Source organism: Streptomyces lusitanus (genome assembly GCF_042647945.1).
Classification (GTDB): domain Bacteria; phylum Actinomycetota; class Actinomycetes; order Streptomycetales; family Streptomycetaceae; genus Streptomyces; species Streptomyces pseudogriseolus.
In genome coordinates this window covers 91753-113085 of sequence record NZ_JBHRWL010000019.1, presented here as the reverse complement: position 1 = coordinate 113085, position 21333 = coordinate 91753, and the positions used below count along the sequence as shown (strand labels likewise).

General features: G+C 72.8%; 18 protein-coding genes. 16 read left to right on the top strand and 2 right to left on the bottom strand.

Features of this window, described 5'->3' with window-relative positions; all coding sequences use genetic code 11:
- Window positions 1–34: 34 nt before the first annotated feature.
- A complete protein-coding gene (gene bldD / locus ACFOSY_RS25935; RefSeq protein ID WP_006131213.1) occupies window positions 35–538 on the bottom strand; it encodes a transcriptional regulator BldD in 504 nt (167 codons plus the stop codon).
- A gap of 262 nt (window positions 539–800) precedes the next feature.
- On the opposite strand from bldD, the gene pyrR reads away from it, so the two are divergent.
- From pyrR to ACFOSY_RS25865, 14 genes are all read left to right on the top strand, one after another.
- Window positions 801–1385: a bifunctional pyr operon transcriptional regulator/uracil phosphoribosyltransferase PyrR gene (gene pyrR, locus ACFOSY_RS25930; RefSeq protein WP_369155053.1), complete on the top strand. Its 585-nt coding sequence runs from the start codon at window positions 801–803 to the stop codon at window positions 1383–1385.
- 106 nt (window positions 1386–1491) lie between these two features.
- Entirely contained in the window at window positions 1492–2475 is a 984-nt protein-coding gene (locus ACFOSY_RS25925; RefSeq protein ID WP_394311107.1) for an aspartate carbamoyltransferase catalytic subunit, read from the top strand.
- Window positions 2476–2480: 5 nt separating this feature from the next.
- A complete protein-coding gene (locus ACFOSY_RS25920) occupies window positions 2481–3767 on the top strand; it encodes a dihydroorotase (RefSeq protein WP_394311105.1) in 1287 nt (428 codons plus the stop codon).
- Entirely contained in the window at window positions 3764–4333 is a 570-nt protein-coding gene (locus tag ACFOSY_RS25915; RefSeq protein WP_394311103.1) for a PH-like domain-containing protein, read from the top strand. Before ACFOSY_RS25920 ends, ACFOSY_RS25915 begins: the two co-directional genes overlap by 4 nt.
- Window positions 4330–5472 carry a glutamine-hydrolyzing carbamoyl-phosphate synthase small subunit gene (gene carA, locus ACFOSY_RS25910; RefSeq protein WP_394311101.1) on the top strand — a complete coding sequence of 381 codons (1143 nt, stop codon included), beginning with the start codon at window positions 4330–4332 and terminating at the stop codon, window positions 5470–5472. The genes ACFOSY_RS25915 and carA overlap by 4 nt, the downstream gene beginning before the upstream one ends.
- Window positions 5465–8779, top strand: a complete 3315-nt coding sequence (gene carB, locus ACFOSY_RS25905; protein WP_394311098.1) for a carbamoyl-phosphate synthase large subunit — start codon at window positions 5465–5467, stop codon at window positions 8777–8779. Before carA ends, carB begins: the two co-directional genes overlap by 8 nt.
- Window positions 8780–8827: 48 nt before the next feature.
- Complete coding sequence (locus ACFOSY_RS25900) at window positions 8828–9934, top strand: quinone-dependent dihydroorotate dehydrogenase (RefSeq protein ID WP_394311085.1); 1107 nt, start codon at window positions 8828–8830, stop codon at window positions 9932–9934.
- On the top strand, window positions 9931–10776 hold the full coding sequence (gene pyrF, locus ACFOSY_RS25895; protein WP_394311083.1) for an orotidine-5'-phosphate decarboxylase: 846 nt from the start codon (window positions 9931–9933) through the stop codon (window positions 10774–10776). The genes ACFOSY_RS25900 and pyrF overlap by 4 nt, the downstream gene beginning before the upstream one ends.
- A gap of 297 nt (window positions 10777–11073) precedes the next feature.
- Entirely contained in the window at window positions 11074–11397 is a 324-nt protein-coding gene (locus ACFOSY_RS25890; RefSeq protein ID WP_003977346.1) for an integration host factor, read from the top strand.
- A 60-nt stretch (window positions 11398–11457) separates the two neighbouring features.
- Complete coding sequence (gmk, locus tag ACFOSY_RS25885) at window positions 11458–12051, top strand: guanylate kinase (protein WP_225655373.1); 594 nt, start codon at window positions 11458–11460, stop codon at window positions 12049–12051.
- Between the two features lie 62 nt (window positions 12052–12113).
- Entirely contained in the window at window positions 12114–12386 is a 273-nt protein-coding gene (gene rpoZ, locus ACFOSY_RS25880) for a DNA-directed RNA polymerase subunit omega (protein ID WP_006131222.1), read from the top strand.
- 122 nt (window positions 12387–12508) lie between these two features.
- On the top strand, window positions 12509–13711 hold the full coding sequence (coaBC, locus tag ACFOSY_RS25875; RefSeq protein ID WP_394311080.1) for a bifunctional phosphopantothenoylcysteine decarboxylase/phosphopantothenate--cysteine ligase CoaBC: 1203 nt from the start codon (window positions 12509–12511) through the stop codon (window positions 13709–13711).
- 237 nt (window positions 13712–13948) lie between these two features.
- Window positions 13949–15157 (top strand): methionine adenosyltransferase, encoded by a 1209-nt coding sequence (gene metK / locus ACFOSY_RS25870; RefSeq protein ID WP_394311078.1) that lies wholly within the window; start codon window positions 13949–13951, stop codon window positions 15155–15157.
- A gap of 164 nt (window positions 15158–15321) precedes the next feature.
- On the top strand, window positions 15322–17478 hold the full coding sequence (locus ACFOSY_RS25865; protein ID WP_394311077.1) for a primosomal protein N': 2157 nt from the start codon (window positions 15322–15324) through the stop codon (window positions 17476–17478).
- 156 nt (window positions 17479–17634) lie between these two features.
- On the opposite strand, the gene ACFOSY_RS25860 is transcribed toward ACFOSY_RS25865, so the two are convergent.
- Window positions 17635–18183 (bottom strand): hypothetical protein, encoded by a 549-nt coding sequence (locus tag ACFOSY_RS25860; RefSeq protein ID WP_394311075.1) that lies wholly within the window; start codon window positions 18181–18183, stop codon window positions 17635–17637.
- A 294-nt stretch (window positions 18184–18477) separates the two neighbouring features.
- Between ACFOSY_RS25860 and fmt the strand changes: the two genes are divergently transcribed.
- Both fmt and ACFOSY_RS25850 read left to right on the top strand, forming a co-directional pair.
- Window positions 18478–19410 (top strand): methionyl-tRNA formyltransferase, encoded by a 933-nt coding sequence (fmt, locus tag ACFOSY_RS25855; protein ID WP_394311073.1) that lies wholly within the window; start codon window positions 18478–18480, stop codon window positions 19408–19410.
- Between the two features lie 75 nt (window positions 19411–19485).
- A complete protein-coding gene (locus ACFOSY_RS25850; RefSeq protein WP_394311070.1) occupies window positions 19486–20904 on the top strand; it encodes an RsmB/NOP family class I SAM-dependent RNA methyltransferase in 1419 nt (472 codons plus the stop codon).
- Window positions 20905–21333 lie beyond the last annotated feature (429 nt).

The following is a 21333-nucleotide window of genomic DNA, read 5'->3' as shown; positions in this document are numbered from 1 at the left end:
CCCGGCGGCACGTTTCTGCGCCCCCGCGGAGCGCCTACGCGTCCTCGTGGGACGCCACCGCACGGCGCGCGTCCGCGTCCAGCACGCCCCAGCTGATCAGCTGCTCGGTCAGGACCGACGGCGACTGGTCGTAGATCACGGCGAGCGTGCGCAGGTCGTCCTGGCGGATCGACAGCACCTTGCCGTTGTAGTCGCCGCGCTGCGACTGGATCGTCGCCGCGTACCGCTGGAGCGGGCCCGCCTTCTCGGCCGGCACCGTGGCCAGCCGCTCCAGGTCCAGGACCAGCTTCGGCGGCGGCTCGGCGGCGCCGCCCGGGGTCGTGCCCGGCAGCAGCTCCTGCACCGGGACGCCGTAGAAGTCCGCCAGCTCCGCAAGGCGCTGCACGGTCACGGCGCGGTCGCCGCGCTCGTACGAACCGACCACGACCGCCTTCCAGCGGCCCTGGGACTTCTCCTCGACACCGTGGAGGGAAAGGCCCTGCTGGGTGCGGATCGCCCGGAGCTTGGCCCCGAGCTGTTTGGCGTATTCGCTGGACATATAGCTCCCCGGCACTGTGTCGACGCGGATGGCTGGATTCCATGCCGCGCGGCTGGTAACTCACTGTGAGGTTACGCAGCGTTACTCTCGTGCGTCAAGCCGAATGGTCCACACCGACTCTTCCGTGGTAGCGAAGATCGGTTGCTCCATCCGGGTGATCGGGGGTGTCGCTGCGGCCGGAAACCGACCTGCTAGCCTGAGGAACGCAATCCGACGTCCTTTAAGGTCCGTCCCGTGAGGCGGAGAAGGAGGTCCGTTTCGTATGGACACGCACGACCCGCAACCGCCGCCCCCGTCGGGCACGGACGCACGGCCCGTTCTCGAGGCCCCCGACATCGCCCGGGTCATGACCCGCATCGCCCACGAGATCGTCGAACGCGCCAAGGGCGCCGACGACGTGGTGCTCCTCGGCATCCCGACCCGGGGCGTCTTCCTCGCCCGGCGGCTCGCCGACAAGCTCGAGCAGATCACCGAGCGCAAGGTCCCGGTCGGCTCCCTCGACATCACCATGTACCGCGACGACCTGCGCATGCAGCCGCCGCGCGCGCTGGCCCGCACCGAGATCCCCGGTGACGGCATCGACGGCCGCCTGGTCGTCCTCGTCGACGACGTGCTCTTCTCCGGCCGCACCATCCGCGCCGCCCTCGACGCGCTGAACGACATCGGCCGCCCCCGAGCGGTCCAGCTGGCCGTGCTCGTCGACCGCGGCCACCGCGAACTGCCCATCCGCGCCGACTACGTCGGCAAGAACCTCCCCACGTCGCTGCGGGAGACGGTCAAGGTCCTGCTCGCCGAGGAGGACGGCCGCGACACCGTGCTGCTCGGCGCCAAGCAGACCCCCCAGTAGCACCGCGAAGCGCACGCCGGACGGGCGTGCGCCGGCGCGGCACGCCCTCGCGCGTACCCGTCTGCCCGATTTCGCCTCATTGAACTGCCTTTACGGAGCCTGACAGATGCAGCGTCATCTCATCTCGGCCGCCGACCTCACCCGCGACGACGCCGTCCTCATCCTCGACACCGCCGAGGAGATGGCCCGGGTGGCCGACCGGCCGATCAAGAAACTCCCCACCCTGCGCGGCCGTACCGTCGTCAACCTCTTCTTCGAGGACTCCACCCGCACCCGGATCTCCTTCGAGGCCGCCGAGAAGCGGCTGTCCGCGGACGTCATCAACTTCTCCGCCAAGGGCTCCAGCGTCTCCAAGGGCGAGTCCCTCAAGGACACCGCCCAGACCCTGGAGGCCATGGGCGTCGACGCGGTCGTCATCCGGCACGGCGCCTCCGGCGCCCCCTACCGGCTCGCCACCTCCGGCTGGATCGACGCCCACGTCATCAACGCGGGCGACGGCACCCACCAGCACCCCACCCAGGCGCTGCTCGACGCGTTCACGATGCGCCGCCGGCTCGTCGGCCGGGACGCCGGGCTCGGCCACGACCTGAACGGCCGCCGCATCACCCTCGTCGGCGACGTCCTGCACAGCCGCGTCGCCCGTTCCAACGTCGACCTGCTGCACACCCTCGGCGCCGAGGTCACCCTCGTCGCCCCGCCCACCCTGCTCCCGGTCGGCGTCGAGACCTGGCCCTGCGAGGTCTCCTACGACCTCGACTCCACGCTGCCCAAGTCCGACGCGGTGATGATGCTGCGCGTCCAGCGCGAGCGGATGAACGCCGCGTTCTTCCCCACCGAGCGCGAGTACTCCCGCCGCTACGGCCTCGACGGCGACCGCATGGCGCGGATGCCGGAGCACGCGATCGTCATGCACCCCGGGCCCATGGTCCGTGGCATGGAGATCACCGCCGAGGTCGCCGACTCCGACCGCTGCACCGTCGTCGAACAGGTCGCCAACGGCGTGTCCATCCGGATGGCCGTCCTCTACCTGCTGCTGGGCGGCAACGAACCCGCCGTCACCCCCGCCCGTACCACCACCGAGGAGAAGTAGGAACGATGAGCAAGACCCTGATCCGTGGTGCGAAGGTGCTCGGCGGCGAGCCGCAGGACGTCCTGATCGACGGCGAAACGATCATCCAGGTCGGCGCCGGCCTCTCCGCCGAGGGCGCGGAGGTCGTCGAGGCCGCCGGCAAGGTGCTGCTGCCGGGCCTGGTCGACCTGCACACCCATCTGCGCGAGCCCGGCCGCGAGGACTCCGAGACCGTCCTCACCGGCACCCGCGCCGCCGCGAGCGGCGGCTACACCGCCGTGTTCGCCATGGCCAACACCTTCCCCGTGGCCGACACCGCCGGCGTCGTCGAGCAGGTCTGGCGGCTCGGCAAGGAGCACGGCTACTGCGACGTGCGGCCGATCGGCGCCGTCACCGTCGGCCTGGAGGGGCGCAAGCTCGCCGAGCTGGGCGCCATGCACGAGTCCGCGGCCGGCGTCACCGTCTTCTCCGACGACGGCAAGTGCGTCCACGACGCCGTGATCATGCGCCGCGCCCTGGAGTACGTGAAGGCCTTCGACGGCGTCGTCGCCCAGCACGCCCAGGAGCCCCGGCTCACCGAGGGCGCCCAGATGAACGAGGGCGTCGTCTCCGCCGAGCTGGGCCTCGGCGGCTGGCCGGCCGTCGCCGAGGAGTCGGTCATCGCCCGCGACGTGCTGCTCGCCGACCACGTCGGCTCCCGCGTCCACATCTGCCACCTGTCGACCGCCGGCTCCGTGGAGATCGTCCGCTGGGCCAAGTCCCGCGGCATCCGCGTCACCGCCGAGGTCACCCCGCACCACCTGCTCCTCACCGACGAGCTGGTCCGGTCGTACAACCCGGTCTACAAGGTCAACCCGCCGCTGCGCACCGAGCGCGACGTGCTGGCCCTGCGCGAGGCGCTCGCCGACGGCACCATCGACATCGTCGCCACCGACCACGCCCCGCACCCGCACGAGGACAAGGACTGCGAGTGGGCCGCGGCCGCCATGGGCATGGTCGGCCTGGAGACCGCGCTGTCGGTGGTCCAGGAGACGATGGTGGACACGGGCCTGCTGGACTGGGCCGGCGTCGCCGACCGCATGTCCCACGCGCCCGCGCGCATCGGACGCGCCGAGGGCCACGGCCGCCCCGTCTCGGCAGGTGAGCCCGCCAACCTCACCCTCGTCGACACGGCATACCGTGGCCCTGTGGACCCCGCGGGCTTCGCCTCGCGCAGCCGCAACACGCCCTACGAGGGCCGCGAGCTGCCGGGCCGTGTCACCCACACCTGGCTCCGGGGCAAGGCCACGCTCGTCGACGGGAAGCTCACGTGACATCTGCAGCACCGGTAATCCTGCTGGCCGCCGAGAAGGAATCGGCGGAAGTGACCGACTGGGCCGCCCGGATCGGCTGGGTCGTCGGCCTCGCCCTCTTCGTCGCGCTCGTCTACTGGCTGATGCGCGAGGGCTGGAAGTGGCGCGGCACGCTCCAGAGCGACCTGCCCGAGCTGCCGAGCGCGCCGGACGACCCCGGACCGGCGACACTGACCATGAGCGGCCGCTACCACGGCTCGACCACCGCGGGGCAGTGGCTGGACCGCATCGTGGCGCACGGACTGGGCACCCGCAGCCGTGCCGAGCTGACGCTCAGCGACGCCGGACTGGACGTCGTGCGCCCCGGCGCGGACGACTTCTTCGTCCCGGCGGGCGCCCTGCGCGAGGCCCGGCTCGACAAGGGCATCGCCGGCAAGGTCCTCACCGAGGGCGGCCTGCTGGTGGTCACCTGGCAGCACGGCGACCGGCTCATCGACTCCGGCTTCCGCTCCGACCACGCGGCGGAGCACACCGAGTGGGTCGAGGCCCTCACGAACATGATCAACAAGACGGAAGGCGCACGATGACAACCTCCACCAGGGGAGCCGCCAGGGTTCCCGCCGTACTCGTCCTGGAGGACGGCCGGATCTTCCGCGGCCGTGCCTACGGGGCGGTGGGGGAGACCTTCGGCGAAGCGGTGTTCTCCACCGGCATGACCGGCTACCAGGAGACCCTCACCGACCCGTCGTACCACCGCCAGGTCGTGGTGATGACCGCCCCGCACGTCGGCAACACCGGCGTCAACGACGAGGACGCCGAGTCGAAGCGGATCTGGGTCTCCGGGTACGTCGTGCGCGACCCCGCGCGCGTGCCGTCCAGCTGGCGCTCCCGCCGCACCCTCGACGAGGAGCTGGCCGCCCAGGGCGTCGTCGGCATCAGCGGCGTCGACACCCGCGCCCTCACCCGCCACCTGCGCGAGCGCGGCGCCATGCGCGTCGGCATCTTCTCCGGCAACGCCCTGCCCGACGAGGGCACCATGCTCGCCGAGGTCCGCCAGGCCCCCGAGATGACGGGCGCCGACCTCTCCGCCGAGGTGGCCACCAAGGAGACCTACGTCGTCCCCGCGCAGGGCGAGACGAAGTTCACCGTCGCCGCCGTCGACCTCGGCATCAAGGGCATGACCCCGTACCGCATGGCCGAGCGCGGCATCGAGGTGCACGTGCTGCCCGCCACCGCGTCCGTCGACGAGGTGTACGCGGTGAACCCGGACGGCGTATTCTTCTCCAACGGCCCCGGCGACCCCGCCACCGCCGACCACCCGGTCGCCCTGATGCGGGCGGTCCTGGAGCGTGGCACCCCGCTCTTCGGGATCTGCTTCGGCAACCAGATCCTCGGCCGCGCCCTCGGCTTCGGCACCTACAAGCTGAAGTACGGCCATCGCGGCATCAACCAGCCGGTGCAGGACCGCGGCACCGGCAAGGTCGAGGTCACCGCGCACAACCACGGCTTCGCCGTCGACGCCCCGCTCGACACGGTCTCCGACACCCCGTTCGGCCGCGCCGAGGTGTCCCACGTCTGCCTCAACGACAACGTGGTGGAGGGCCTCCGGCTGCTCGACCGCCCGGCCTTCAGCGTCCAGTACCACCCCGAAGCGGCCGCGGGCCCGCACGACGCCGCCTACCTGTTCGACCGCTTCGTCTCCCTGATGGAGGGCCAGCGTGCCTAAGCGCACCGATATCCAGTCCGTCCTGGTCATCGGCTCCGGCCCGATCGTCATCGGCCAGGCCGCGGAGTTCGACTACTCCGGCACCCAGGCGTGCCGCGTGCTCAAGGCCGAGGGCCTGCGCGTGATCCTGGTCAACTCCAACCCGGCGACGATCATGACCGACCCGGAGATCGCCGACGCGACCTACGTCGAGCCGATCACGCCCGAGTTCGTCGAGAAGATCATCGCCAAGGAGCAGCCGGACGCCCTGCTGCCCACCCTGGGCGGCCAGACGGCCCTCAACACGGCGATCTCCCTGCACGAGAACGGCGTCCTCGACAAGTACGGCGTCGAGCTGATCGGCGCCAACGTCGAGGCGATCCACAAGGGCGAGGACCGCGACCAGTTCAAGGAGGTGGTGGAGGCCGTCCGCGCCAAGATTGGCCACGGCGAGTCAGCCCGCTCCTTCATCTGCCACTCCATGGACGACGTCCTCAAGGGCGTCGAGGAGCTCGGCGGCTACCCGGTCGTCGTCCGCCCCTCCTTCACCATGGGCGGCGCCGGCTCCGGCTTCGCCCACGACGAGGAGGAGCTGCGCCGCATCGCCGGGCAGGGCCTGACCCTCTCGCCGACCACCGAGGTGCTCCTGGAGGAGTCCATCCTCGGCTGGAAGGAGTACGAGCTGGAGCTGATGCGCGACAAGCACGACAACGTCGTGGTCGTCTGCTCCATCGAGAACTTCGACCCGATGGGCGTGCACACCGGCGACTCGATCACCGTCGCCCCCGCGATGACGCTCACCGACCGCGAGTACCAGATCCTGCGCGACATCGGCATCGCCGTCATCCGCGAGGTCGGCGTCGACACCGGCGGCTGCAACATCCAGTTCGCGGTGAACCCCGAGGACGGCCGGGTCATCGTCATCGAGATGAACCCGCGCGTCTCCCGCTCCTCGGCGCTCGCCTCCAAGGCGACCGGCTTCCCCATCGCCAAGATCGCCGCCAAGCTCGCCGTCGGCTACACCCTCGACGAGATCCCCAACGACATCACCCAGGAGACCCCGGCCTCCTTCGAGCCGACGCTCGACTACGTGGTCGTCAAGGCCCCCCGGTTCGCCTTCGAGAAGTTCCCGCAGGCCGACTCCACGCTGACCACCACCATGAAGTCGGTCGGCGAGGCCATGGCCATCGGCCGCAACTTCACCGAGGCGTTCCAGAAGGCGCTGCGCTCACTGGAGAAGAAGGGCAGCCAGTTCACCTTCACCGGCGAGCCCGGCGACAAGGCCGAGCTGCTGCGCGAGGCGGTCCGCCCCACCGACGGCCGCATCAACGCCGTCATGCAAGCCATCCGCGCGGGCGCCACCCCCGAGGAGGTCTTCGAGGCCACGAAGATCGACCCGTGGTTCGTCGACCAGCTCTTCCTCATCAAGGAGACCGCCGACGAGCTGGCCGCCGCCCGCGAGCTGACCCCCGACCTGCTCGCCGAGGCCAAGCGGCACGGCTTCTCCGACCAGCAGATCGGCGAGATCCGCGGCCTGCGCGAGGACGTCGTCCGCGAGGTGCGGCACGCGCTCGGCATCCGCCCGGTCTACAAGACGGTCGACACCTGCGCCGCCGAGTTCGCCGCGCAGACGCCGTACTTCTACTCCTCCTACGACGAGGAGACCGAGGTCGCGCCCCGCGAGAAGCCCGCCGTGATCATCCTGGGCTCCGGCCCCAACCGCATCGGCCAGGGCATCGAGTTCGACTACTCCTGCGTCCACGCCTCCTTCGCGCTGAGCGACGCCGGCTACGAGACCGTGATGGTCAACTGCAACCCGGAGACCGTCTCCACCGACTACGACACCTCCGACCGGCTCTACTTCGAGCCGCTCACCCTGGAGGACGTCCTGGAGATCGTCCACGCCGAGCGGCAGGCCGGCCCGGTCGCCGGCGTGATCGTCCAGCTCGGCGGGCAGACCCCGCTCGGCCTGTCCCAGGCGCTCAAGGACAACGGCGTACCGGTCGTCGGCACCTCCCCGGAGGCCATCCACGCGGCCGAGGACCGCGGCGCCTTCGGCCGCGTGCTCAAGGAGGCCGGCCTGCCCGCCCCCAAGCACGGCACCGCCACCACCTTCGCCGAGGCCAAGGCCATCGCCGACGAGATCGGCTACCCGGTCCTCGTCCGCCCGTCCTACGTGCTCGGCGGACGCGGCATGGAGATCGTCTACGACGAGACCCGGCTGGAGGCCTACATCGCCGAGTCGACCGAGATCAGCCCCTCCCGGCCGGTCCTCGTCGACCGCTTCCTCGACGACGCCATCGAGATCGACGTCGACGCCCTCTACGACGGCACCGAGCTCTACCTCGGCGGCGTCATGGAGCACATCGAGGAGGCCGGCATCCACTCCGGCGACTCGGCGTGCGCCCTGCCTCCGATCACCCTCGGCGGCCACGACATCAAGCGGCTGCGCGCCTCCACCGAGGCCATCGCGCGCGGCGTCGGCGTGCGCGGACTGATCAACATCCAGTTCGCCCTGGCCGGGGACATCCTCTACGTCCTCGAGGCCAACCCGCGCGCCTCCCGCACCGTCCCCTTCACCTCGAAGGCGACCGCGGTGCCGCTCGCCAAGGCCGCCGCGCGCATCTCGCTCGGCGCCACCATCGCCGAGCTGCGCGCCGAGGGCCTGCTCCCGGCCGCCGGTGACGGCGGCGAGCTGCCGCTGGACGCGCCGATCTCCGTCAAGGAGGCCGTGATGCCGTGGTCCCGCTTCCGGGACATCCACGGCCGCGGCGTCGACACCGTCCTCGGCCCGGAGATGCGCTCCACCGGCGAGGTCATGGGCATCGACTCCGTCTTCGGCACGGCGTACGCCAAGTCGCAGGCCGGCGCCTACGGCCCGCTGCCCACCAAGGGCCGCGCCTTCATCTCGGTCGCCAACCGCGACAAGCGCTCGATGATCTTCCCGGCGCGTGAGCTGGTGGCGCACGGCTTCGAGCTGCTCGCCACCTCCGGCACCGCCGAGGTCCTCAAGCGCAACGGCATCAAGGCCACCGTGGTGCGCAAGCAGTTCGAGGGCACCGGCCCGAACGGCGAGAAGACCATCGTCCAGCTCATCCACGACGGCGAGGTCGACCTCATCGTCAACACCCCCTACGGCACGGGCGGCCGGCTCGACGGCTACGAGATCCGCACCGCGGCCGTGGCCCGCTCGGTGCCCTGCCTGACCACGGTCCAGGCGCTCGCCGCCGCGGTCCAGGGCATCGACGCGCTCAACCGGGGCGACGTGGGCGTCCGCTCGCTCCAGGAACACGCGGAACATCTCACCGCGGCCCGCGAGGACCAGTAGCCCGAAGGGGGACACCGGAAACGGTGTCCCCCTCTCCATGAGGACACCATGTACAGGATTCTCTTCACCCTGCTCTTCTCCCGGATGGACCCGGAGGAGGCCCACCACCTGGCCTTCCGGTGGATCCGCCGCGTCGCCCGCGTCCCCGTCCTGCGCACCTTCGTCGCCGCGGTGCTCGCGCCGCGCTCCGCGGAGCTGCGCACCGAGGCGCTCGGACTGCGCCTGCACAGCCCCTTCGGGCTGGCCGCCGGCTTCGACAAGAACGCCGTCGGCATCGACGGCCTGGCGATGCTCGGCTTCGACCACGTCGAGATCGGCACCGTGACCGGCGAGCCGCAGCCCGGCAACCCCAGGAAGCGGCTGTTCCGGCTGGTCGCCGACCGCGCGCTGATCAACCGCATGGGCTTCAACAACGACGGCTCGCTCGCCGTCGCCGCCCGCCTGGCCTCCCGCAGGCCGGTGTTCCGGACGGTCGTGGGCGTCAACATCGGCAAGACCAAGGTCGTCCCCGAGTCCGAGGCCGCCGCCGACTACGTGAAGTCCGCCGAGCGGCTCGCGCCCCACGCCGACTACCTGGTGGTCAACGTCTCCAGCCCGAACACCCCGGGCCTGCGCAGCCTCCAGGCGGTGGACCAGCTCCGCCCGCTGCTCACCGCCGTGCGCGAGGCCGCCGACCGCGCGGTCCCGGCCCGCCGGGTACCGCTGCTGGTGAAGATCGCCCCCGACCTGGCCGACGAGGACGTCGACGCCGTCGCCGACCTCGCGGTCGACCTCGGCCTGGACGGCATCATCGCCACCAACACCACCATCGCGCGCGAGGGCCTCGGTCTGACCTCCCCGCCCGCCCTGGTCCAGGAGACCGGCGGCCTGTCCGGCGCGCCCCTCAAGGCACGCTCCCTGGAGGTGCTGCGCCGCCTCTACGCGCGCGTGGGCGACCGGATCACCCTGGTCGGCGTCGGCGGCGTCGAGAACGCCGAGGACGCCTGGCAGCGCATCCTGGCCGGTGCCACGCTGGTCCAGGGGTACAGCGCCTTCATCTACCAGGGTCCCTTCTGGGCCCGCTCCATCCACAAGGGGCTCGCCGCGCGCCTGCGCACCAGCCCCTACGCCACGCTCGCCGACGCGGTGGGCGCCGACGTGAGGACCTCCGCATGACCGGACAGGAACCCTTCGGCGCACGGCTGCGCCGCGCGATGGACGAGCGGGGCCCGCTGTGCGTGGGCATCGACCCGCACGCCTCCCTGCTGTCCGAGTGGGGGCTGGGCGACGGCGTCGACGGCCTGGAGCGCTTCAGCCGCACCGTCGTCGAGGCCGTGGCCGACCGGGTCGCCGTGCTCAAGCCGCAGAGCGCGTTCTTCGAACGGTTCGGCTCGCGGGGCCTCGCCGTGCTGGAGACCACCGTTCGCGAGGCCCGGGAGGCCGGGGCGCTGGTCGTCATGGACGCCAAGCGCGGCGACATCGGCTCGACCATGGCCGCCTACGCGGAGGCGTTCCTGCACAAGGACGCGCCGCTGTTCTCCGACGCGCTCACCGTCTCCCCGTACCTCGGCTACGGCTCGCTGAGCCCCGCCGTGGCGCTGGCCCGGGAGTCCGGCGCCGGACTGTTCGTGCTGGCACTGACCTCCAACCCGGAGGGCGGCGAGGTGCAGCACGCGGTGCGGGCCGACGGGCGCACGGTCGGGGCGACGGTCCTCGGCCACCTCGCGCTGGAGAACGCGGGGGAGGATCCGCTCGGCTCCTTCGGCGCGGTCGTCGGCGCCACGCTCGGTGACCTTTCCTCGTACGACCTCGACATGGGCGGGCCGATCCTCGCGCCGGGCATCGGGGCGCAGAGGGCGACGCCGGCCGACCTCCCGGCGGTGTTCGGGCGCGCGGTGCGCAACGTCGTGCCGAACGTCAGCCGCGGGGTGTTGCGCCACGGTCCCGACGCGGTCGCTCTGCGTGACGCCGCAGAGCGGTTCGCGGACGAGATCCGCGCCGCGGTGACCTCCGCCTGAGCGGTCCGGGGGAGGACTCCGAGGTCGTCGCACTCTGGATACACCCTCAAATCCGAGAAAATCCGAGGAAAAATGTCTGGAATGTCCGGCCTGGCGGAGGCTGACCAGGACTTTTCCGCTGTTCTCGCTGACTCAGGGCGCGATGGCCGCTAGTCTCCGACGCGTGGGGGTACCTCCCACGCCTTACCAGGCAGTGGGGGAGAACGCGCACGTGGTGCTCGTGGCTCCCCCGGTGTGGGGCCGCCAGGTTCCTCACCGGTCCGTATCCGACAGTTCGACATCCGAGGTGACGTAGGCGTGGCTCTTCCGCCCCTTACCCCTGAACAGCGCGCAGCCGCGCTCGAAAAGGCCGCCGCGGCTCGCCGGGAGCGGGCCGAGGTCAAGAATCGACTCAAGCACTCCGGTGCCTCCCTGCACGAGGTCATCAAGCAGGGCCAGGAGAACGACGTCATCGGCAAGATGAAGGTCTCCGCCCTGCTCGAGTCCCTGCCGGGCGTGGGCAAGGTCCGCGCCAAGCAGATCATGGAGCGTCTGGGCATCTCCGAGAGCCGCCGCGTGCGGGGTCTCGGTTCGAACCAGATCGCCTCCCTGGAGCGTGAGTTCGGCAGCACCGGCTCCTGACGCACGGGCGGTCCGGGACCGGCGTCCCGGACGCCCCGCGATTGCTGGAATAATCGCCGCATGGCTGCAACACCCCGGGGGGCGACCCCCGTACCCCCGGACGATCGTCCGCGACTGACCGTGCTCTCCGGCCCCTCCGGGGTCGGCAAGAGCACGGTCGTCGCGCACATGCGCAAGGAACACCCCGAGGTCTGGCTCTCCGTCTCGGCGACCACCCGCACGCCCCGCCCCGGTGAGCAGCACGGCGTCCACTACTTCTTCGTCACCGACGAGGAGATGGACAAGCTGATCGCCAACGGCGAGCTGCTGGAGTGGGCCGAGTTCGCGGGGAACCGCTACGGCACGCCCCGCGCGGCCGTGCTGGAGCACCTGGACGCCGGTGTGCCCGTCCTCCTGGAGATCGACCTCCAGGGCGCGCGGCAGGTCCGCGAGTCCATGGCCGACGCCCAGCTGGTGTTCCTGGCCCCTCCCTCCTGGGAGGAGCTGGTCCGCAGGCTCACCGGCCGGGGCACCGAGTCGCCCGAGGTCATCGAGCGCCGCCTTCAGGCCGCGCGGACCGAGCTCGCGGCCGAGCCGGAGTTCGACACGACCCTGGTCAACACCTCCGTCGAGGAGGTCGCGCGCGAGCTGCTAGCCTTGATGAACGTCGTGTGACCGTGGATGACCGTCCGCCGGTCGGAACGACTGAATCTTTCCCATCCATCGGAAGGTAGAGCGTGTCCTCTTCCATCTCCGCGCCCGAGGGCATCATCAACCCGCCGATCGACGAGCTCCTCGAGGCCACGGACTCGAAGTACAGCCTCGTGATCTACGCGGCCAAGCGGGCCCGCCAGATCAACGCGTACTACTCGCAGCTCGGCGAAGGCCTGCTCGAGTACGTCGGCCCTCTCGTCGACACCCACGTCCACGAGAAGCCGCTGTCGATCGCCCTGCGCGAGATCAACGCGGGACTGCTGACCTCCGAGGCCGTCGACGGCCCCAACCAGTGATCGGTCAGTACGTCGTACCATCAGCTCGCAGCTGACTTTTCCACAGGCCCGGCAGCACGTCTGCCGGGCCTGTGGTGTCTCATGGGTGATGGCAGCAGCATTCCGAGGTGCGGGGAGAGACGGTGGACAAGCCGAAGGTCGTTCTGGGGGTCAGCGGCGGCATCGCCGCCTACAAGGCCTGTGAGCTGCTGAGGCGGCTCACCGAGTCGGGACACGACGTGCGCGTCGTCCCCACCGCCTCCGCGCTGCACTTCGTCGGCGCCGCCACCTGGTCCGCCCTCTCCGGCAACCCGGTCTCCACGGAGGTCTGGGCCGACGTCCACGAGGTGCCGCACGTCCGCATCGGACAGCACGCCGACCTGGTCGTCGTCGCGCCCGCCACGGCCGACATGCTCGCCAAGGCCGCCCACGGCCTCGCCGACGACCTCCTCACCAACACCCTCCTCACCGCGCGCTGCCCGGTGGTCTTCGCCCCCGCCATGCACACGGAGATGTGGGAGCACCCGGCCACCCAGGAGAACGTGGCCACCCTGCGCGCCCGCGGCGCCGTCGTCGTCGAGCCCGCCGTGGGCCGCCTCACCGGCGTCGACACCGGCAAGGGCCGGCTGCCCGACCCCGCCGAGATCTTCGAGGTCTGCCGTCGCGTCCTGGCCCGCGGCGGCACCGCCCCCGACCTCGCCGGACGGCACGTCGTCGTCAGCGCCGGAGGCACCCGCGAGCCCCTCGACCCGGTCCGCTTCCTCGGCAACCGCTCCTCCGGCAAGCAGGGCTACGCCCTCGCCCGCACCGCCGCCGCCCGCGGCGCCCGGGTCACCCTGATCGCCGCCAACACCGCGCTGCCCGACCCGGCCGGCGTGGACGTCGTCCGCGTCGGCACGGCCGTGGAGCTGCGCGAGGCCGTCCTCGACGTCGCCGCCGACGCCGACGCGGTCGTGATGGCCGCCGCCGTCGCCGACTTCCGCCCCGCCGTCTACGCGGCCGGGAAGATCAAGAAGAAGGACGACCAGGAGCCCGAGCCCATCACCCTGGTACGGAATCCGGACATTCTCGCGGAGGTCTCCGGCGACCGGGTGAGGCCCGGACAGGTGATCGTCGGCTTCGCCGCGGAGACCGACGACGTGCTCGCCAACGGCCGCGCCAAGCTGAAGCGCAAGGGGTGCGACCTCCTCGTGGTGAACGAGGTGGGAGAGGCGAAAACCTTCGGCGCCGAGACCAACGAGGCCCTTGTCCTGGGCGCCGACGGCAGCGAGACGCCCGTGGCGCACGGGCCGAAAGAGGCCCTCGCCGACACCGTCTGGGACCTCGTCGCCGAGCGCCTCACATGAATGGCTCAACCATGACCCGCATCCCCGGAATGCCCCCATCCGGGGGGTGGCGCCTCTGGCGAACCGCGCGCCGCCTGGGCAGAATGCCCGTGCCGCAGGTCACAGCGCTCTCGCGAGGCGAGACGGGGGGACCCGTGGCGACGTACGACCGATAAACTGTTCCACGGACGGCGTCGGGTGCAGCCCCCGCCGTTCGCCCATGATCAGCCAGCAGCCGCTGCAACCCCAGGGAGCATTGTGTCCCGTCGTCTGTTCACCTCGGAGTCCGTGACCGAGGGTCACCCCGACAAGATCGCTGACCAGATCAGCGACACCATTCTCGACGCGCTGCTCCGCGAGGACCCGACCTCCCGGGTCGCCGTCGAGACCCTGATCACCACCGGCCTCGTGCACGTGGCCGGCGAGGTCACCACCAAGACGTACGCGGACATCGCGACGCTGGTGCGCAGCAAGATCCTGGAGATCGGCTACGACTCCTCGAAGAAGGGCTTCGACGGCGCGTCCTGCGGCGTGTCCGTGTCGATCGGCGCGCAGTCCCCGGACATCGCACAGGGCGTCGACACGGCGTACGAGACCCGGGTCGAGGGCGACGACGACGAGCTGGACCGGCAGGGCGCGGGCGACCAGGGCCTGATGTTCGGCTACGCGACGGACGAGACGCCGACGCTGATGCCGCTGCCGATCTTCCTCGCCCACCGGCTCTCCAAGCGCCTGTCCGACGTGCGCAAGAACGGGACCATCCCCTACCTGCGCCCGGACGGCAAGACCCAGGTCACCATCGAGTACGACGGCGACAAGGCGGTCCGCCTGGACACCGTGGTCGTCTCCTCGCAGCACGCCTCCGACATCGACCTGGAGTCGCTGCTCGCCCCCGACATCCGCGAGTTCGTCGTGGAGCCGGAGCTGAAGGCGCTGCTCGAGGACGGCATCAAGCTCGACACCGAGAACTACCGGCTGCTGGTGAACCCGACCGGCCGCTTCGAGATCGGCGGCCCGATGGGCGACGCCGGCCTCACCGGCCGGAAGATCATCATCGACACCTACGGCGGCATGGCCCGCCATGGCGGCGGCGCCTTCTCCGGCAAGGACCCGTCCAAGGTGGACCGCTCGGCGGCGTACGCGATGCGCTGGGTCGCCAAGAACGTGGTCGCGGCCGGCTTGGCCGCCCGCTGCGAGGTGCAGGTCGCGTACGCGATCGGCAAGGCCGAGCCGGTGGGTCTGTTCGTGGAGACCTTCGGCACCGCCAAGGTCGAGCCCGAGAAGATCGAGCGGGCGATCGACGAGGTCTTCGACCTCCGTCCCGCCGCGATCATCCGCGACCTGGACCTGCTGCGCCCGATCTACGCCCAGACCGCCGCCTACGGCCACTTCGGCCGTGAGCTGCCGGACTTCACCTGGGAGCGTACGGACCGCGTGGACGCGCTGCGCAAGGCCACGGGGCTGTAGTCCCGCAGGCCGTCCCGTCGCCCGGGCCCGGTGCCCTCTCCGTGCGGAGGGGCGCCGGGCCCAGGCGCGTCCAGGGGGCGGGACTCGGTGGCTCCTGCGGCCGGCCTGCCGCGGGGCGCACCGGCGGCAGGGGTGGTGTCAGTCGCGTTTGGAACAATGCAGGGGTGAGCAGCGAGGACGGACCCGGGGACGGCGGCGCGCAGGGAGCGCCGCCCGAACAGCTCGCGCTCATCCGCGAGAGCGTGCGGCAGGCCAAGGCCCCCCGGGCCAAGCCCCGCACCTGGCGCGGCGCCGCCCTCGCCAAGGAGCTGCCCGTCGCCCGGGTCCTCGTCGACAAGGGCGTCCTCCACCTCGACCGCTACTTCGACTACGCCGTGCCCGAGGAGCTGGACGCCGAGGCCCAGCCGGGGGTCCGGGTGCGGGTGCGTTTCGGCGCCGGCCGGCACCGGGTGCAGGGCGGGCGGCGTGAGGGCGGCGGCCTGATCGACGGGTTCCTGATCGAGCGCCGGGCCGAGTCCGACTACTCGGGCCCGCTGGCCGCGCTGGCCCAGGTCGTCTCGCCCGAGCGGGTGCTGGACGAGGAGCTGCTCGGTCTCGCCCGCGCGGTCGCCGACCGGTACGCGGGCAGCCTCGCCGACGTCCTCCAGCTCGCGGTGCCGCCGCGCAACGCCCGCGCCGAGCGGCGCGCGTCCCCCGACCCGTTGCCGCCGCCCCCGGCTCCGGCGGCGGAATCCTGGGCGCGGTACGAGCAGGGCCCGGCCTTCCTGGAGTCGCTGGCCTCGGGCGGCAGCCCGCGAGCCGTGTGGAGCGCGCTGCCCGGTCCGCTGTGGTGCGAGGAGATCGCCCGGGCGGTCGCGGCGACCCTGTCCTCGGGCCGGGGCGCGCTGGTCGTCCTGCCGGACGGACGGGCCGTGGCCCGGCTCGACGCCGCGCTCACCGGCCTGCTGGGGGAGGGCCGCCACGCGGTGCTCACCGCCGACGCCGGACCCGAGAAGCGTTACGCCCAGTGGCTCGCCGTGCGGCGCGGGTCGGTGCGGGCGGTGATCGGGACGCGGGCGGCGATGTTCGCCCCGGTGCGCGACCTCGGTCTGGTCGCCGTCTGGGACGACGGCGACGACAACCACAGCGAACAGCACGCCCCCCAGCCGCATGCCCGCGAGGTGCTGCTGCTGCGGGCCGCGCAGGACCGGTGCGGCTTCCTGCTGGGCGGCTGGAGCTGCACCGTGGAGGCCGCCCAGCTCGTGGACACCGGCTGGGCGCGGCCGTTGCAGGCCGCCCGGGAGCGGGTGCGGGCCGCCGCGCCGCTGGTGCGGACCGTGGGCGACCAGGACGTCGCGCGGGACGAGGCCGCCCGGGCCGCCCGCCTGCCCACGCTCGCCTGGCAGGCCGTCCGGGAGGGGCTGCGGCACGGCCCGGTGCTGGTCCAGGTGCCCCGGCGGGGTTACGTCCCGCGGATGGCGTGTGCGACCTGCCGGGCGCCGGCGCGGTGCCGCCACTGCTCCGGACCGCTTCAGGCGCACGGCTCCGACGACCTGCGCTGCGGGTGGTGCGGGCGCACGGAGAGCGGCTGGCACTGTCCCGAGTGCGGCGGCTTCCGGCTGCGGGCGCAGGTGGTGGGGGCGCGGCGGACCGCCGAGGAGCTGGGGCGGGCGTTCCCCGCGGTCCCGGTCCGTACGTCGGGGCGCGAGCACGTGCTGGACACGGTGCCGGGGACGCCGGCGGTGGTGGTGAGCACACCGGGCGCGGAACCGGTGGCCGAGGGCGGGTACGCGGCGGCGCTGCTGCTGGACGGGTGGGCCATGCTGAGCCGCCCCGACCTGCGGGCCGGGGAGGACGCGCTGCGGCGGTGGATGGGCGCGGCGTCGCTGGTCCGGCCGCAGACGGCGGGCGGCACGGTGGTCGTGGTCGCCGAACCTACCCTGCGCCCGGTGCAGGCGCTGGTGCGCTGGGACCCGGCCGGTTACGCGGTACGGGAGCTGGGGGAGCGGGGCGAGCTGGGCTTCCCGCCGGTGTCGCGGATGGCGGCGGTGGCGGGGCCGGGGGAGGCGGTGGCCGAGTTCCTGCGCGCCGTGGAACTGCCGCCCCAGGCGGAGGTGCTGGGTCCGGTGCCGATGCCGGTCACCCCGGCGGGCCGCCCCCGCCGCCCGGGCGCGCCCCCGCCGGGGGAGCAGTGGGACCGCTCCCTGATCCGCGTGCCCCCGGGCAGCGGCGCGGCCCTGGCGGGCGCGCTGAAGGCCGCGCAGGCGGCGCGGATGGCACGGGGTGCGCGGGGCGGGAGCACGCCGGTGTGGGTGCGGATCGATCCGCCGGACATCGGGTAGGGGCGACGCGGCACGCGGAACGGGGCGCGCGGCACACGGCGCGCGGGGTGCGAGGCGCGGGGTGCGACAGCGGCTGCGGCCCCGGGGGAGGCGGAACCGGGCGTGCCTTCGAACGCGAGGCACGCCCTCCCGGGGTCGCCGGGAGGGCGGGCGGGGTCAGCCGTTGCGGGGGGTCGGGAAGGCCGTGGGGCGTGGGTCGTCACGGAGGGACGGGCTGCCCGCCGTGGGCTGGGTCGGCATGGCGCGGGCCGCCGGCACCGTCGGCACCGTGGTCACGCCGGAGCCGACGTTGACCGTGCGGGCGGCCGTCGACTCCGGGGCCCGCTCGGTCTCGGCGGACGCCGCCGCCTGCGCGGCCGCCCGGCGCGCCCCGTACCGGCGGTGCACCGCCTGCTTGGTCACCCCGAGCGCGGAGCCCACCGCGTCCCACGAGAAGCCCAGGGAGCGGTCGAAGTCGACGGCGGCCGTGACCAGGGTCTCGACGCTGTCCCGCAGTTCCTGGGCGAGGCGGACGGTCGGGGCGGGGGCCCGCCCGTAGACGACGAAGCCCGTGGAGGGGCCGGAGCGGCGCGGGCGGTAGACGTTGCCGAGCTGGGCGGTGAGCGTGCGCAGTGCGTCCACCTGCCGGCGGACCCGCTCGATGTCCCGCACCAGCAAGTGCAGGCTGGCCCGAGCCTGGGCGTCGTGGGTTGCGTGGTCGGCCATGAACAAGCCTCTCGAACCGGCGTTGAAAGGGATGGACCCTGTCGGGGCCCGTGGTCAACTCTTTCTTGACCAACGCGGCTCCCGTCCCCGGGTCACGGGCTGGGGCGCGGCGGCATATGCGTACGCCCCCGCCGGGAGCTGTGGCGGCCGGGACCGGTCCCAGCTCGGAACGTTCCTGCACCGTGAGGCGACGGGCACGGACGCGGATTCCGTCCCTGCGTCCGCGCGAGACGCCCGGCCCATAGACTGGTGCGTCGCCCGAACCGTTCCCGCCCGAGAGGCCCGCCGCACCCCATGAAGCTCGTCTTCGCCGGTACCCCCGAGGTCGCCGTTCCCGCACTGGACGCTCTTCTCGCCTCCGGGCGGCACGAGGTCGCCGCCGTCGTCACGCGGCCCGACGCGCCCGCCGGGCGGGGGCGCAGGCTGGTCGCCTCGCCGGTCGCCGAGCGGGCGGAGGAGGCCGGCATCGAGGTGCTGAAGCCGGTCCGGCCGAAGGACCCCGACTTCCTCGAGCGGCTCAAGGAGATCGCCCCCGACTGCTGCCCCGTCGTCGCCTACGGCGCGCTCCTGCCGCGCGTGGCCCTCGACATCCCCGCCCACGGCTGGGTCAACCTGCACTTCTCGCTGCTCCCCGCCTGGCGGGGAGCCGCCCCCGTGCAGCACGCGATCATGGCGGGCGACGAGATCACCGGCGCCAGCACCTTCCTCATCGAGGAGGGGCTGGACTCCGGGCCCGTCTACGGCACCGTCACCGAGGAGATCCGCCCCACCGACACCAGCGGCGACCTGCTCACCCGGCTCGCCTTCGCCGGCTCCGGACTGCTCGCCGCGACCATGGACGGCATCGAGGACGGCACGCTCAAGGCCGTGCCGCAGCCCGCCGAGGGCGTCAGCCTGGCCCCCAAGGTCAACGTCGAGGACGCCCACGTCGACTGGCGCGCCCCGGCGCTGCGCGTCGACCGGGTGGTGCGCGGCTGCACGCCCGCGCCCGGCGCGTGGACCACCTTCCGCGGCGAGCGGCTGAAGATCGTCCAGGCCCGGCCCGTACCGGAGCGGACGGACCTGACGCCCGGGCTGCTGTCCGCCGGGAAGAACGACGTGCACGTCGGGACCGGTTCCTACGCCGTGGAGCTGCTGTGGGTGCAGCCGCAGGGCAAGAAGCCGATGCGCGCCGCGGACTGGGCGCGCGGGGTGCGGATCGCGGCGGGGGAGACGCTGGGGGACTGACGCACCTCAGCCCCTGGGTGCTGCACGACGTACGCTTGAGCGCGCACCTCACCCCACATCCGGAGCACCTTTTTCGTGAGCGACCAGCCCCGTCGGCCCCGCAGGCCCGCCAAGCCTTACCGCCGTCCCAAGAAGGACCCCGTCCGCATCCTCGCCTTCGAGGCGCTGCGGGCCGTGGACGAGCGTGACGCGTACGCCAACCTCGTCCTGCCTCCGTTGCTGCGCAAGGCGCGGGAGAAGGACGATTTCGACGCGCGGGACGCGGCGCTGGCCACCGAGCTGGTGTACGGCACCCTGCGCCGCCAGGGCACCTACGACGCCGTCATCGCGGCCTGCGTCGACCGGCCGCTGCGCGAGGTGGACCCGCCGGTGCTGGACGTGCTGAGCCTCGGCGCGCACCAGCTCCTCGGCACGCGGATCCCGACGCACGCCGCCGTGTCCGCCACCGTGGAACTGGCCCGGGTCGTGCTCGGCGACGGGCGCGCCAAGTTCGTCAACGCCGTGCTGCGGAAGATCGCCCAGGACGACCTGGACGGCTGGCTGGAGCGGGTCGCGCCGCCGTACGACGAGGACCCCGAGGACCACCTCGCCGTCGTCCACTCCCACCCGCGCTGGGTCGTCTCCGCGCTGTGGGACTCCCTCGGCGGCGGGCGCGCCGGCGTGGAGGAGCTGCTGCGGGCCGACAACGAGCGGCCCGAGGTGACGCTGGTCGCCCGTCCCGGGCGGGCCACCACCGAGGAGCTGCTCGCCGAGGAGGCCGCCGTCCCCGGGCGCTGGTCCCCGTACGCGGTGCGGCTCAGCGAGGGCGGGGAGCCCGGCGCGGTTCCCGCGGTCGCCGAGGGGCGGGCCGGGGTGCAGGACGAGGGCAGCCAGCTGGTCGCGCTCGCGCTGGCTTCCGCGCCTGTGGACGGGCCGGACCGGCGGTGGCTGGACGCGTGCGCGGGGCCTGGCGGCAAGGCGGCGTTGCTCGGGGCGCTGGCCGCTGAGCGGGGGGCCGTGCTGCTGGCCTCGGAGAAGCAGCCGCATCGGGCGGGGCTGGTCGCGAAAGCGCTGGCCGGGAATCCGGGGCCGTATGGCGTGGTCGCCGCGGACGGGACGCGTCCGCCGTGGCGGCCCGGGAGCTTCGACCGGGTGCTGGTGGATGTGCCGTGCACCGGTCTGGGCGCGCTGCGGCGGCGGCCCGAGGCGCGGTGGCGGCGGCGCCCGGAGGATCTGGACGGTTTCGCGCCGCTTCAGCGGGGGTTGCTGCGCAGTGCGTTGGAGTCGGTGCGGGTGGGTGGTGTCGTCGGCTACGCGACGTGCTCGCCGCATCTCGCGGAGACGCGGGCGGTGGTGGGGGACCTGCTCAAGCAGTTCCCGGACGCGGAACTGATCGACGCGCGTCCTCTGCTTGAGGATGTGCCTGACCTGGGCGACGGCCCTGACATCCAGCTGTGGCCGCATCTGCACGGCACGGACGCCATGTATCTGGCGCTGCTGCGCCGGACGGGCTGACCTGGTTGCGGTCGGATGCCTGCGGCGCAGGGTTCTGTCCGGTGGGGGTTGCTGTAGCGCCTGCGGGGGGTGGGTGGTGCGGGGTCGCGCTGGGGGTGGACGTCCTCGGTCTGGCGCGAGAGTGCGTGTTTACGAGGTGCGGGGGGAGGACGCGCCAGCCGCTGCGGGCGCCCACCCCCACCCCGCCCCCTCCCCGCCGTCGGCGATATCCGCAACTGCGGGCATTCGTGCCGCCTGGGGCGGCACGGGTGGGCGCGGCGGCACCTCGCTGGCGCCGAGTTGCGCCGACACCCCCCGGCCCGCACCAACGCCGGTGCCCGATACCCTGCCAGCCGCAGGTATCCGGCAGGCGCCCGGGCGTATGGGGCCGCCGCGTGACCCACAGGCGCCGGGGTTCGGCGCAGCCGGCGCGAGGGCGTTGACCAGTCC

Bases quoted from the DNA above. Each gene is read 5' to 3' on its own strand.
- bldD (WP_006131213.1), bottom strand. From the start codon at position 538: ATGTCCAGCGAATACGCCAAACAGCTCGGGGCCAAGCTCCGGGCGATC.
- ACFOSY_RS25925 (WP_394311107.1), top strand. From the start codon at position 1,492: ATGCAGCGTCATCTCATCTCGGCCGCCGACCTCACCCGCGACGACGCC.
- ACFOSY_RS25900 (WP_394311085.1), top strand. From the start codon at position 8,828: ATGTACAGGATTCTCTTCACCCTGCTCTTCTCCCGGATGGACCCGGAG.
- ACFOSY_RS25860 (WP_394311075.1), bottom strand. From the start codon at position 18,183: ATGGCCGACCACGCAACCCACGACGCCCAGGCTCGGGCCAGCCTGCAC.
- gmk (WP_225655373.1), top strand. From the start codon at position 11,458: ATGGCTGCAACACCCCGGGGGGCGACCCCCGTACCCCCGGACGATCGT.
- ACFOSY_RS25920 (WP_394311105.1), top strand. From the start codon at position 2,481: ATGAGCAAGACCCTGATCCGTGGTGCGAAGGTGCTCGGCGGCGAGCCG.
- pyrF (WP_394311083.1), top strand. From the start codon at position 9,931: ATGACCGGACAGGAACCCTTCGGCGCACGGCTGCGCCGCGCGATGGAC.
- fmt (WP_394311073.1), top strand. From the start codon at position 18,478: ATGAAGCTCGTCTTCGCCGGTACCCCCGAGGTCGCCGTTCCCGCACTG.
- carA (WP_394311101.1), top strand. From the start codon at position 4,330: ATGACAACCTCCACCAGGGGAGCCGCCAGGGTTCCCGCCGTACTCGTC.
- pyrR (WP_369155053.1), top strand. From the start codon at position 801: ATGGACACGCACGACCCGCAACCGCCGCCCCCGTCGGGCACGGACGCA.